11 protein-coding genes and 1 tRNA gene are annotated in these 12745 nt (G+C 35.6%); 7 read left to right on the top strand and 5 right to left on the bottom strand.

Translation table 11 applies throughout. The annotated features are described in order from the left end of the window. Positions 1-15 precede the first annotated feature (15 nt). The gene (gene pyrE, locus RMAG_RS04940) at positions 16-654 is read left to right on the top strand and encodes an orotate phosphoribosyltransferase (protein WP_011738326.1); all 639 of its coding nucleotides are present in this window, start codon (positions 16-18) and stop codon (positions 652-654) included. Between the two features lie 518 nt (positions 655-1172). Here pyrE and RMAG_RS04935 read toward each other — a convergent pair. Then, positions 1173-1262, bottom strand: a tRNA-Ser gene (locus tag RMAG_RS04935). 120 nt (positions 1263-1382) lie between these two features. Here RMAG_RS04935 and rpmB point away from each other — a divergent pair. Both rpmB and rpmG read left to right on the top strand, forming a co-directional pair. Continuing rightward, positions 1383-1619, top strand: a complete 237-nt coding sequence (gene rpmB / locus RMAG_RS04930) for a 50S ribosomal protein L28 (RefSeq protein WP_011738325.1) — start codon at positions 1383-1385, stop codon at positions 1617-1619. Between the two features lie 9 nt (positions 1620-1628). Continuing rightward, positions 1629-1784, top strand: coding sequence for a 50S ribosomal protein L33 (rpmG, locus tag RMAG_RS04925; protein WP_011738324.1), 156 nt, complete (start codon positions 1629-1631; stop codon positions 1782-1784). Between the two features lie 52 nt (positions 1785-1836). Here the strand turns inward: rpmG and acnB are convergent, their stop codons facing one another. Beyond that, a complete protein-coding gene (gene acnB, locus RMAG_RS04920; RefSeq protein WP_011738323.1) occupies positions 1837-4395 on the bottom strand; it encodes a bifunctional aconitate hydratase 2/2-methylisocitrate dehydratase in 2559 nt (852 codons plus the stop codon). 110 nt (positions 4396-4505) lie between these two features. Here acnB and purB point away from each other — a divergent pair, with 110 nt between their 5' ends. The 3 genes from purB to rimM are packed head-to-tail and all read left to right on the top strand — an operon-like array spanning position 4506 to position 6764. Beyond that, positions 4506-5882, top strand: coding sequence for an adenylosuccinate lyase (gene purB, locus RMAG_RS04915; protein ID WP_011738322.1), 1377 nt, complete (start codon positions 4506-4508; stop codon positions 5880-5882). Positions 5883-5941: 59 nt separating this feature from the next. Beyond that, the gene (rpsP, locus tag RMAG_RS04910) at positions 5942-6217 is read left to right on the top strand and encodes a 30S ribosomal protein S16 (protein ID WP_011738321.1); all 276 of its coding nucleotides are present in this window, start codon (positions 5942-5944) and stop codon (positions 6215-6217) included. Continuing rightward, positions 6195-6764 (top strand): ribosome maturation factor RimM, encoded by a 570-nt coding sequence (gene rimM, locus RMAG_RS04905; RefSeq protein ID WP_011738320.1) that lies wholly within the window; start codon positions 6195-6197, stop codon positions 6762-6764. The genes rpsP and rimM overlap by 23 nt, the downstream gene beginning before the upstream one ends. A 32-nt stretch (positions 6765-6796) precedes the next feature. Here the strand turns inward: rimM and RMAG_RS04900 are convergent, their stop codons facing one another. The 3 genes from RMAG_RS04900 to RMAG_RS04890 form a co-directional block, all read right to left on the bottom strand. Continuing rightward, positions 6797-7402 carry a carbonic anhydrase gene (locus tag RMAG_RS04900; protein ID WP_011738319.1) on the bottom strand — a complete coding sequence of 202 codons (606 nt, stop codon included), beginning with the start codon at positions 7400-7402 and terminating at the stop codon, positions 6797-6799. A 27-nt stretch (positions 7403-7429) separates the two neighbouring features. Further along, positions 7430-9373, bottom strand: coding sequence for an SLC13 family permease (locus RMAG_RS04895; RefSeq protein WP_011738318.1), 1944 nt, complete (start codon positions 9371-9373; stop codon positions 7430-7432). 102 nt (positions 9374-9475) lie between these two features. Further along, positions 9476-10369 carry a LysR family transcriptional regulator gene (locus RMAG_RS04890; protein ID WP_011738317.1) on the bottom strand — a complete coding sequence of 298 codons (894 nt, stop codon included), beginning with the start codon at positions 10367-10369 and terminating at the stop codon, positions 9476-9478. A 98-nt stretch (positions 10370-10467) separates the two neighbouring features. On the opposite strand from RMAG_RS04890, the gene metE reads away from it, so the two are divergent. Next, positions 10468-12744, top strand: coding sequence for a 5-methyltetrahydropteroyltriglutamate--homocysteine S-methyltransferase (gene metE / locus RMAG_RS04885; RefSeq protein WP_011738316.1), 2277 nt, complete (start codon positions 10468-10470; stop codon positions 12742-12744). The last annotated feature ends 1 nt before the right edge of the window (position 12745 follow it).

Genomic DNA, 12745 nt, shown 5'->3' with positions numbered 1-12745 from the left:
TTTATAGGAAAACCCATGAAACAGTATCAAAAAGATTTTGTAGATTTTATGTTGGGCAGTGGTGCGCTTAAATTTGGTGAATTCACCTTAAAATCTGGTCGTGTTAGCCCTTATTTTTTTAATACTGGGGCATTTAATACGGGTCAACACCTTTCTCAACTGGGTAAATTTTACGCGACAGCGATTGAAAATAGCATCTTAGATTTTGATGTTTTGTTTGGTCTAGCTTACAAAGGTATTCCACTTGTAACTGCAACTACTATAGCACTTAATGATGGTTTTAGTAAAAACGTGCCTTATAGTTTTAATCGCAAAGAGGTCAAAATACACGGCGAAGGCGGAGATATTGTTGGTCACCAACTTGAGGGTAATATTTTAATTATTGACGATGTCATCACGGTAGGTACTGCTATTATCGAGGCGATGAGTATTATTAAAGCAAATGGTGCAACTGCCAAGGGTGTGATTGTAGCGGTTGACCGTCAGGAAAAAGGCAAGGGTGAACAATCTACTATTCAGGAAGTTGAGCAGAATTTTGGGCTTTCAGTTTTAAGTATTATTAATTTATCGCACTTGGTTGATTATTTAAAGCAAGGCAATGACCATGCGTTAATTGAGCGCATTGAGGTGTATCGAGATTGTTATGGTGTTTAGGGTTAAAGCAACTACCACTAGTTTTAATGAATGTGGTGTGCTGATCCCATACTGACAATGCAAAGCGTTTTGCTGATTTTTTGAGTGTGATTAGGTACTATAAAATCATGGTTTAAAATTTTGTTGTCTTAAAGTTTAGAGATATGGGTGGCGCTAAGTTCTATCTTCTTTGTCATTTTGAATGATTTGTGACGTATAAACTTGAGAAATTTTATTTTATTGATAGTGTTTGTTTTGATTCGTTAGGATATTTATCTACAGTCTTCAGAGGTAAAATTCAACTATGGTAGTTTGATAGTCAGTATCTTTAAAATGATGGATTTTTTCACACCAAAAGTGGTAAACGTAGTTATTAATAAAAAGTTTCAACTAGGTGGATTTTTTGTTGGCTCGAAATAAATTGGCAATTTTTATGAAAATAAGCTTAATACCACATCAAACTAATATAGCTAAACATTAGCCTACGTCGAATGTAAACGCAGTTATTTGGATGAGTGGTATAGGGCCTATGATTTTAATGGTGGAGGGATAGGGATTTGAACCCTAGAAGGGCATTAACCCTTGCCGGTTTTCAAGACCGGTGCATTCAGCCGCTCTGCCATCCCTCCAACTACGAGTATAATACAGTCTGTTCAAGTAATAGTAAATAGGGCTTTTGTATAATTTAGTTTTGAAAGTTGAATAATTTTAAGTATAATCCCCTTTTTAGATTTTTTGATAGGTTGATTATGGCGAAGGTATGTGTGGTTACGGGTAAGCGACCAATAAGTGGTAACAATGTATCTCATGCGAATAATAGAACGCGTCGTCGTTTTTATCCAAACCTTCATACGCATCGCTTTTGGGTGGAAAATGAAAATCGTTTTGTTAAATTAAAGCTATCAGCGAAAGGATTGCGCATTATCGATAAAAAAGGTATTGACACTGTATTAGCAAAAATTCGTATACGTGGCGAAAAGGTTTAGGAGTTAGTTATGAGAGAGAAAATTAGATTAGTATCATCAGCCAAAACAGGCCATTTTTATACAACGACTAAAAATAAGCGTCTTCATCCAGAAAAGATAGAGATTAAAAAGTTTGATCCAGTTGTTAGAAAGCACGTAGTGTACAAAGAAGCAAAAATTAAGTAATTTACTTTCATTAAATTTTAATAAAAAGCCATTTTTGTAACTTTTTTGTTGGCTATGAGTTTAAGATGATTTCTGGTGATACATTATTTTCCTCATTTTTGTATTCATCTAATTGGTTAAAATTTAGATTTTGATAAATTTGTGTTTCCATTGGTTTGATGTCCTTTATTGCTTGTTGATATTCTGTTCTTGTTGGAATGTGTCCTAGTTTAGCGGTAATTGCTGCTACTTCAGCAGAAGATAAATAGACATCGGCATTATCGCCTAAACGATTAGGGAAGTTGCGTGTTGAGGTAGATATCACTGTAGCATTGTCTTTGACTCGTGCTTGGTTGCCCATGCATAAAGAACAACCAGGAATTTCGGTATGTTTGGTCAGTTTGTTAAATGTATCGTATACACCTTCTGCCCTAAGTTGCGTTTCGTCCATTCGGGTGGGTGGCGCAATCCATAATTCGGTTATTAGCTCTGACTTGTCCTTTAATAGTTGTGCAGCTACCCTAAAGTGACCAATATTGGTCATGCAAGAGCCAATAAAGACTTCATCAATTTTGGTATTGGCTACTTCTGAAAGTAGTTTGACATCATCTGGATCATTCGGACACGCTAAAATTGGCTCTTTGATTTCATCAAGATTAATTTCAATCATTGCGGCATATTCACAATCTACATCTGCCATCAATAATTCTGGCATATCTAGCCACTTTTTCATGGCCTGAATTCGTCTAGCGAGAGTTTTTTTATCCTCATAGCCCTTATTAATCATCGAAGATAATAAAGCAATATTAGAGTTTAGATATTCTATTACAGGTTCTTTATTTAGCTTAATTGTGCAACCATTGGCAGAGCGCTCTGCAGAAGCATCAGCCAGTTCAAATGCTTGCTCTACTTTTAAATCACTCAATCCTTCAATCTCTAAAATACGACCTGAGAAGATATTTTTCTTGGTAGATTTTTTAACTGTTAATAAGCTCTTTTGTATGGCTGTATACGGGATTGAATTGACTAAATCTCTTAAAGTAATTCCTGGTTGTATTGTACCAGTAAAGCGTACCAAAACAGATTCAGGCATGTTCAATGGCAATACGCCAAGTGAAGCGCCAAAAGCAACTAGCCCAGACCCGGCTGGGAAACTAATACCAATAGGAAAGCGCGTATGGGAATCACCACCTGTACCTACTGTGTCAGGTAATAACATACGATTAAGCCATGAATGAATAATACCATCACCTGGCTTGAGTGACACACCGCCACGTGAGTGTATAAAATCAGGTAGTGAATGCTGTAGTTCTAAATCAATAGGTTTAGGATAAGCAGCTGTATGGCAAAAACTTTGCATGACTAAATCAGCTGAAAATCCAAGACAGGCTAATTCTTTTAATTCGTCGCGTGTCATTGCCCCTGTAGTGTCCTGAGAGCCTATGCTAGACATATGTGGCTCGCAATAAGTGCCTGGACGAATGCCATCTACACTGCAAGCTTTGCCGACAATTTTTTGTGCCAATGTGTAACCAATATTATTCTGGGTAACGTCTTTTGGACGTAAGAAAGTAGTTGAGATGGGTAAGCCTAGGTCTTGACGAGTTCTATCAGTTAAGCCTCTGCCAATAATAAGCGGAATTCGCCCTCCTGCACGCACTTCATCAGATAGGGTGGTTGGCGAAAGTTCAAAAGTTGAAATGGTTTCATTATTGCTATCGGTAATTTTTCCCTCAAATGGATAAATTGTGATTTCATTACCCATTTGCATTTTGGTAACGTCGCACTCAATTGGCAAGGCTCCAGAATCTTGGGCAGTATTAAAAAATATTGGTGCGATTTTACCGCCCAATAGAACACCACCACTGTGCTTATTGGGTACGTAATCAATAGCATGACCCATATGCCAAAGCACTGAGTTAATGGCAGATTTACGTGAAGAACCTGTGCCAACAATAGCACCCACAAAGACTAATGGTAGACCTTTTTGTTTGAGTTTTTTAATCATCTCAAGTGGTTTATTCATTTTTTTAATCAACATGGATTGTGCGTGCAAAGGAATGTCTGGGCGTGACCAAGCTTGTGTTGCAGGTGATAAATCATCTGTATTAATCTCGCCCTTAACACGAAAAACACTCAATTTAATTTTCTGAGGTAAGGGTGCTTTTTTGTTAAACCATTGTGCATCTGCCCAGCTATCTACAACACTCTTGGCGTAAGGGTTAGTTTGAGATTTATCAAAAATAGTTTGATATGCTCCATAAATCAATAAGGTGTTTGCCAGTGCTGTTTGTGCATTTTTTCTTGTAGCAGTAATATCCAGTAGTTCAATCAGAGGCTCAATGTTGTAACCGCCCATCATAGTGCCTAAAAGAAAAGTAGCATATGCTTGAGAAATACTAGGACAGGCTTGCTTACCTTTAGCAACACTGTTTAAAAAATTGGCTTTTATATAGGCTGATTCATCAACACCAGGCGGTATCCGATGGGTTAATAAATCAAGATAGAAAGGTGCATCATCATCCTTGATTAAATGCTCAACCATTGATTTAGTTTGTTGTGCATTTAAGGGAAGTGGTGGTAAATTGTTTTGTTGACGCTCATTAACATGTTGAAGATAGGCTGATTTCATCTAAGTCTTTGAATAAAATAATAAAGCGTATAATTTTATCATTTTATTTCTGTCTCTTTTTTGTTTTTTAATATGATGAAAAATTTGTACAGTTTTTACAAAATAATTCTATGAAACTAACCAAATTGACCGCTATATCTCCCGTTGATGGACGCTATTTTGATAAAACCAAAGTATTGAATAATATTTTTAGTGAGTTTGGCTTAATTAAATATCGTGTTCTAATTGAGATTAGATGGTTGCAAGCCATGGCAAATAATGCTGGTATAGCGGAAGTGCCGACTTTTAGTCAAGCAGTGGTTAAGTTTTTAGATAATATTGTTGCTAATTTTTCATTGGTTGATGCTCAATCAGTTAAGACGATTGAGCGCATAACCAATCATGATGTTAAAGCGGTTGAATATTTTTTGAAAGATAAAATCAAAGGCAATAGTGAGCTTGAAGCTGTTGGTGAGTTTTTTCATTTCGCTTGTACATCTGAGGATATTAACAATCTATCACATGCACTTATGTTGTTAGAAGGGCGTAATGTCATGCTAATTAAAATGCGCGAGTTATTGTCACTCATTGTTAAATTGGCGCAAGATAATGCATCAGTTTCAATGCTGTCTCGTACGCATGGGCAAACTGCCTCTCCAAGTACTGTAGGTAAAGAGATGGCTAATTTTGCTTATCGTTTGAAAAGACAAATCAAGCAACTAAAAAGTGTAAAAATTATGGGCAAGTTTAATGGTGCTGTGGGTAATTTTAATGCACATATTTGTGCTTATCCTGATTTAGATTGGCAGCAAATTTCTCAGGATTTTATTGAAAGTTTGGGTATCAATTACTCTATGTATACCACGCAAATTGAGCCTCATGATTATATTGCGGAGTATTTTCATTCAGTTAATCGTTTTAATACGATTTTGATTGATTTTTGTCGTGATATTTGGGGTTATGTTTCGCTTGGTTATTTCAAGCAAAAAACTATTACCGGTGAAGTGGGTTCATCTACCATGCCACATAAAGTCAATCCGATTGATTTTGAAAATGGTGAGGGTAATTTGGGTATTGCGAATGCACTTAATACGCACTTAGCAGATAAATTGGCGATTTCACGTTGGCAAAGGGACTTGTCTGATTCAACTGTGCTTAGAAACCTAGGTGTGAGTTGTGCACATTGCTTGGTAGCGTATGCATCCATTGTTAATGGTATTAGTAAGTTGCAGACTAATGAGGAGAAATTAACTCAGGATTTAGATAATTCATGGGAAGTATTAGCCGAGCCAATTCAAACAATGATGCGTCGTTATAGCATTGACAATCCATATGAGAAACTCAAAGATCTTACCTGTGGTCAAATGATTAGTGCGCAAGTGTTAGCAGATTTTATCAAAGATCTTGATATGCCAGATGAAGTAAAAACAGCCTTGTCTGAACTAACACCTATGACTTATACGGGTGATGCACAAAAACTAGCGAACGCAATCAAGAAACTGATATAATTTCGTGTCTTATGTTTTTTGGTATAAGCAATTAATAATACAAAAGGAGTAAAAAATTCATGGTTAAAATTAGACTAGCCCGAGGTGGAGCCAAGAAAAAACCTTTTTATTTAATTGTAGCAACAGATTCTAGAAAACGTAGAGATAGTGGTTACTACATTGAGCGACTTGGATATTTTAATCCAGTTGCTCATGGACAAGAGGTTAGACTGACTATCGAAAAAGATAGATTTGCATATTGGACATCAAAAGGTGCACAAATTTCTGATCGTGTTAAACAGCTTGTTAAAGAGTTCAAAGACCCTTCAATTTATGAAAAACGTGTTGCTACCTAACAATCAAGAGCGAAAAAGGTCGCTGAGTAATTCAGAAATTTTCACATTTGATGACAAAAGACTATTAATCGGGCAGATTAATAGTCTTTTTGGTGTTCAAGGCTGGGTAAAAATTTTCTCCCATACTCATCCAAGAGAAAATATTCTATTTTATCAGCCGTGGCATATCAATGTTGATGCTAATTGGCAAACCTTAGAGATTATTCAAGGTTGCGTGCAAGCTAAAACCATTGTGGCACAAATCAAAGATGTTTTTGATAAAGAGCAAGCTAGGGCTTATATAGGCATTGATTTGTACATTAAAAAATCACAATTACCACAACTTAAATCAGGCGAGTATTATTGGGATGATCTCATTGGTTTAGAAGTAATCAATAAAGCAAAAATTATACTTGGTAAGGTGTCCAATCTAGTTGATACTGGTTCAAACAATGTACTTGTGATTAATGGAGAGAGAGAACATTGGGTGCCTTATATTTCGCCATTTTTAATTAAAGTAGATATAGATAATCAAATTATTTTAGTTGATTGGGATGAGAATTTTTAAACAGATTGATTCAATTCAAAAGTCTAAAAAAGTTAAGTCAGAAACTGAACTGTACCTAATTTTAAAGAGTAGTTAGCGCCTATAATCTCTAATTTATTATTTTCTATAGCCTCTTTAATGATTAGTGATTGATTTTGTAATTGGTTGACAGAATTAATAGTATTAACCTTAATAGCCTTATTCATTAATTTATGATTTGGCAAATTTAGGCTAATTAAGGGAAGGATTGATGGCTTGATCCTATCAGTAATAGAATGAAGACTGCCTGATAAATATGTTTTATTAATGCACTCATCAATAGTAGCGCCAATAGCACCACAGTTAGAATGCCCTAATACCATAATCAAGGAGGCTTTAAATTTTGAGATTGCAAACTCAACACTACCCATTTGTGATGGAGCTACTATATTCCCTGCAATGCGAATAATAAATAAATCGCCAAAACTCTGATCAAAAATAGTCTCAATTGGCACTCTCGAATCAGAACAACCTACTACAATAGCAAAAGGCGCTTGATCTTGTATATTTTTTATATATCTATGGGGATGAAATTTATAATGCAATGTAGTGCCATTAACAAAGCGTTGATTGCCATCAATCAGTCTTTTTTTTGCTTGTGTTGGATTTAAATGTTTCATGTTGTAAAAACGGAGTCAAAGGTTATTTTAAAAAATAATACTCATCATTGACATCATAACGATGATAAATAGTACTGTCATAAGACTTCCAGCTTTGATAAAATCTGCTACTTTATAGCCACCAGGGCCCATAATTAAAGCATTTACTTGATGGGTGGGAATTAAAAATGAGTTTGAAGTTGCAATAGCTACTGCTAGTGCATAAACTGCAGGATTTTCTCCTACTTGAATGGCAATATTAACAGCAATCGGCACTAAGAGAATAGTCGCGCCTACATTGGACATCACCAAAGTAAAAAAAGTTGCAAGTATGACAATTGAGGTTAGTATGACCCAAGGTGCCATATCTCCAACCACTTTAACTGTTTCTTGTGCAATCCATAAAGCAGTACCAGTTTTTGATACTGCCATGCCTAGTGGAATAAGACTTGCTAATAAGAATACTGTTTTCCAAGAAACAGCACGATAGGCCTCTTCTATTTTAAGAACGCCAGATAAAATCATACCTAAGGCGCCAGTCATGAGCGCGATAGAAAGTTTAATATCAGTAAATAATACTAAAAAAAGCGCAACGGCAAAGAAAATACTTGCCCATTTAATTTTCTCAGGGCGATACTCTTCTTGTCTTGGATATTCAGAGGTGATAACAATAAAATCGGTGTTTGATTGCAACCTGTCTAAGTCAACCCAACGTGTGTAGACAATTAGTGTATCGCCTGATTGAAAGGGTATATCACGAATGCCTTCGCCTTCTTGCATGGTTTCTCCACCACGATGTAATGCCACCATGGCAATGCCATAAGTTTTGCGTAACCATATATCTCTAGCACTTTGATTAATGAGAGAAGAATTAGGTGGAATGACAATTTCTGCTGTCCCACACTCTTGTGTAGATAATAAGTTAGAGAATTTTTTAATGGTATCTGATAGTTCAAGATGAAAGCCTTGAACAAAAGCATCCAGATGTTCTTTTGTTGTCAATACACCTAAAGTCATTTGTGCTTTAATTGTAGTGCTACGCTCAACTGAGTGGTGACCAATAAATGTTCTACCCTCAGTGGTTTGTATAGCGATGATTCTGATTTTAGTAGCCGTTTCAATATCATCAAGCATCATGCCAATTAAGTTAGAGTCTTTAGGGACATTAACCTCAAATAAATCATAATCTATGTTGTAAACTTGATGAAAGTGTTCAATGGCTGATACAGATTCAGATTGGTTTTTTTTAGCTGCAGGTAAAACAAACCTTCCAACAATAACAAAATACACAATACCTGTTATAACTAATGCAATACCTATTGGGGTTACAGAGAACAATCCCCAGGTATCCATTTGTTGTCCAACTTCTAATCCCTGATTAGTGGTTAGAATTAGATCATTTAGCAAGATTAAAGGGCTAGAACCCACCATGGTTATTGTACCACCTAAAATTGCTGTAAATCCCATCGGCATTAATAGCCGTGATATTGGAATACCAGAGCGTGATGAAATACGACTCACAACAGGGATAAATAGTGCAGCTGCACCTACATTTTGCATAAAAGATGAGATAAATCCAACGGTAGAAGAGATGATTGGAATCACTCTTGGTTCAGAACTACCCCCTACTTTAAGAATAAAAGTAGCAACCTTGCCCATTAATCCTGTCTTATCTAAGCCTGCACCAATAATCATTACCGCAATAATTGACATAACTGCATTAGAAGAAAATCCATCAAACAGTCTCTGGTTATCAACCAAACCTTCTTCTAGACCCATTAAAGTATGAATCCATGGTATAGAGCTTAATCCTAAAATAATCATAATAGTAATGGAGGCTTCATCAATTTCTAACACTTCAAAAGTAAACAAATAAATTGTTAATACTAGAATGCCCAACATCCAAGAGATGGGAGTAGTTGGTGCAATTGTTGAAAGCCACACGGCAAAAATAGCAAAAATAATAGCTAAAATATTTTGTTTATTTAACATGATTTTGATTTTTTAAGCATAAAAAATAATAGAAAAAATTATACCATAATCACAACATTATTAATCATCACCAAACAAGTTTTTTACTGATTAAGTAATTTTTTAGGTCTTATTGACTACCTTCTTACTAATTTTGACAAAGCGTTGAATATAATTAATTTCTTTGTCTTGTTTACGCAAAATTGCAAAGAGTTTTTGACTAAGCCCGTTGGCGCTTATACGAATTTTTTTAACAGGCATTTTTTTAATAAATTCATCTGCCAGCCATTCTGGGAATATACAAACTCCACGTCCGAGCGTTGTCATTTGTAGTATGATCTCAATGGATTCAATTTTTTTAATATATTTGAGCTTGGTATGTGCTGGGTTTAAAAATTTTGTTAAAATATCGAGTCGTTCTAGTGGCACAGGAAAAGTAAGTAAAGTTTTATGAGCTAAGTCTTTTGGTATAATTACTTTTTTATGTGCTAGTGGGTGTTTATCAGCAACTAAAAGTACCAAATTATATTGGGTGAGTGTTTCAATGTGAATGTTTGCTTTTTTCTCTATATCAGGTGTAATTAGAATATCAATATGGTAATTGAGCAACCCTTCGTGCCCAGAAAATTGAAATTTGTTGATGATTTCTACTTCAACATTAGGCATTTTTTGCAAAAACACACCAATGACCTTTGTTAGCCACTTATAGCAAGGATAATATTCAACGCCTATACGTAAAATACCTTGGTGACCTTGTGCATAGGCTTTCAAAGTTTTCTCAGTTTGTTCTAAAATTGGCAACAATTGTTGTGCAGTTTGTAATAATAATTCACCTGCTTTTGTGAGGAGTAAATTTCTACCTTTTCGTTCCCAGAGTGTAACACCCAGTTTTTCCTCTAAGTAACGAATTTGGTGGGATAAGGCAGATTGACTCAAATATAACACATTTGCAGCGCGCGTTAAAGTGCTATTTTCATGTAATGCTTGGATGATTTTTAAATGTTTAAGCGTTATCATATATGAATATAATTCATTGTTAAGTTAAAAATAATCATTTTACTTTATATAGTAGCCCTTATATAATCTTTGACTTTAATTCAGTAGGAATCTCAATTATGGTTACAATACACAATTTGGGTTTTCCACGTATTGGTAGACATCGGGAGTTAAAATTTGCATTAGAAAAATATTGGTCAAATGCAATCTCTCAAGATGAGTTATTGCAAACTGCTAGTACATTATGCAAGCAATACTGGCAAAATCAAAATAAATTAGATTGGGTGCCAGTAGGTGATTTTTCTTTTTATGATCATGTTTTGGATATGAGTTTTTTATTAGGTAATATCCCAAAACGTGCTGAAAATTTATCAGATAATGAGCTAGATAACTATTTTCGAGTAGCGCGTGGGCGCGCCTTTATTAATGAGTCTGAGCGTACTTGTATTCAAGCGGGTGAGATGACCAAATGGTTTGACACCAATTATCACTATATTGTACCAGAATTTAGTCAAGAGACAAACTTTGCACTCCAAGCACAACGTCTGATTGCACAAATTAGACAAGCGCAAGCGCAAGGTGTAAAGGTTAAGCCTGTTGTTATTGGCCCAGTCACTTACTTATGGTTAGGCAAGTCTAAAGATAAAATCAATAAACTAGATTTATTAGACTCATTGGTTAAAGTGTATACGCAATTATTTGATGAATTGGTAAAGTTAGGCATAGAGTGGATACAGGTTGATGAACCTATTTTGGTCACAGAATTAGAAACAGATTGGCAAGTGGCGTTTAGGAAGGCTTATGATATATTGGCAAATAGTCCGATTAAATTGTTACTTGTTAGTTATTTTGGTACTTTACAGGATAATTTAAGCTTTGCTTGTGGCTTACCTATTGACGGGTTACATATTGATGCAATTAATGCAAAAGATGAGGTTCAATTGCTGATTGATAGTCTATCAGATGATAAAATTTTATCATTGGGTGTGGTAAATGGTCGTAATATTTGGAAAACAGATTTAAGTACAACCTTGTTGTGGCTAGAACCTATTCACCAGCAATTACAAAATAGATTATGGCTAGCCCCGTCTTGCTCATTATTGCACGTGCCTGTGGATTTAGACAGCGAGCAAGAACTGAATGACGATATTAAATCATGGCTTGGGTTTGCTGTGCAAAAATTAGAAGAACTAAGCTTATTAGCACAAGCACTTAATCAAGGTCAAGCAAGTGTAACTAAAGAAATAGCAAATAATATTGATGCCATTAATTCTAAAAAATATTCACCACTTGTGCATAACGCTAAAGTTAAAGAACGCATTGCTAAAGTAAATGATGAACTGGGTAATCGTCAATCTGATTATAAGAGTAGAACAAAATTGCAAAGTGAAAAATTTAACTTACCTTTATATCCAACCACGACCATTGGTTCGTTTCCACAAACGCTAGAGATTAGACAAGCCAGACACGATTATAAATTGGGTAAATTATCAGCAGAGCAATATATGCAAACGATGCGTTCTGAAATTAGGTATTGTGTGCAAGTGCAAGAACACTTGGGTTTAGATGTTTTGGTGCATGGTGAACCTGAACGTAATGACATGGTGGAATATTTTGGACAACAACTAAGTGGCTATGTATTTAGTCAATTTGGTTGGGTGCAATCTTATGGTTCGCGTTGTGTCAAGCCACCGATTATTTTTGGTGATATTTTTCGTCCAAAACCCATGACGCTAGATTGGATAACCTACGCTCAGTCACTCACTAATAAGCCTATGAAAGGCATGATTACAGGCCCTGTTACGATGTTGAATTGGTCATTTGTGCGTGATGACCAGCCAAGAGCGACAACATGTTTGCAGTTGTCTTTGGCTATTAGAGATGAGGTATTGGACCTTGAAAAATCTAATATAAATATCATTCAGATTGATGAAGCGGCATTAAGAGAGGGTTTGCCACTGCGAAAATCTCAGTGGCAAACTTATCTTGATTGGGCAATTAGGGCTTATCGAGTCAGTGCTAATGGTGTAAGTGATGAAACTCAAATTCACACACATATGTGTTATTCAGAATTTAATGATATTATTGAGGCAATAGCGCAGATGGATGCTGATGTTATCACTATTGAGACTTCTCGCTCGGACATGGAATTATTAGATATATTTGATGAGTTTGATTATCCTAATGAAATAGGCCCAGGCGTTTATGACATTCATTCTCCTAATATTCCTTCGGTTGATTCTATAGTTGAACTCATGCAAAAAGCGGCAAAGTACATCCCTATTAAAAGACTATGGGTCAATCCTGATTGTGGCTTAAAAACTAGACATTGGGATGAGGTAAATCTTGCATTAACTAATATGGTGTTAGCCAGCCAACAGCTTCGAAAAAATTGAT

This window comes from Candidatus Ruthia magnifica str. Cm (Calyptogena magnifica) (assembly GCF_000015105.1).
In the GTDB taxonomy this organism is placed as follows: Bacteria; Pseudomonadota; Gammaproteobacteria; order PS1; family Pseudothioglobaceae; genus Ruthia; species Ruthia magnifica.
The sequence above is the reverse complement of the archived record's forward strand: the minus strand, read 5'-3'. Positions and strand labels throughout refer to the sequence as shown.

Coding starts and splice junctions, on each gene's coding strand:
- rpsP (WP_011738321.1), top strand. CDS start 5,942: ATGGTTAAAATTAGACTAGCCCGAGGTGGAGCCAAGAAAAAACCTTTT.
- RMAG_RS04890 (WP_011738317.1), bottom strand. CDS start 10,369: ATGATAACGCTTAAACATTTAAAAATCATCCAAGCATTACATGAAAAT.
- purB (WP_011738322.1), top strand. CDS start 4,506: ATGAAACTAACCAAATTGACCGCTATATCTCCCGTTGATGGACGCTAT.
- pyrE (WP_011738326.1), top strand. CDS start 16: ATGAAACAGTATCAAAAAGATTTTGTAGATTTTATGTTGGGCAGTGGT.
- RMAG_RS04895 (WP_011738318.1), bottom strand. CDS start 9,373: ATGTTAAATAAACAAAATATTTTAGCTATTATTTTTGCTATTTTTGCC.
- rpmG (WP_011738324.1), top strand. CDS start 1,629: ATGAGAGAGAAAATTAGATTAGTATCATCAGCCAAAACAGGCCATTTT.
- rpmB (WP_011738325.1), top strand. CDS start 1,383: ATGGCGAAGGTATGTGTGGTTACGGGTAAGCGACCAATAAGTGGTAAC.
- metE (WP_011738316.1), top strand. CDS start 10,468: ATGGTTACAATACACAATTTGGGTTTTCCACGTATTGGTAGACATCGG.
- rimM (WP_011738320.1), top strand. CDS start 6,195: ATGAAAAACGTGTTGCTACCTAACAATCAAGAGCGAAAAAGGTCGCTG.
- acnB (WP_011738323.1), bottom strand. CDS start 4,395: ATGAAATCAGCCTATCTTCAACATGTTAATGAGCGTCAACAAAACAAT.
- RMAG_RS04900 (WP_011738319.1), bottom strand. CDS start 7,402: ATGAAACATTTAAATCCAACACAAGCAAAAAAAAGACTGATTGATGGC.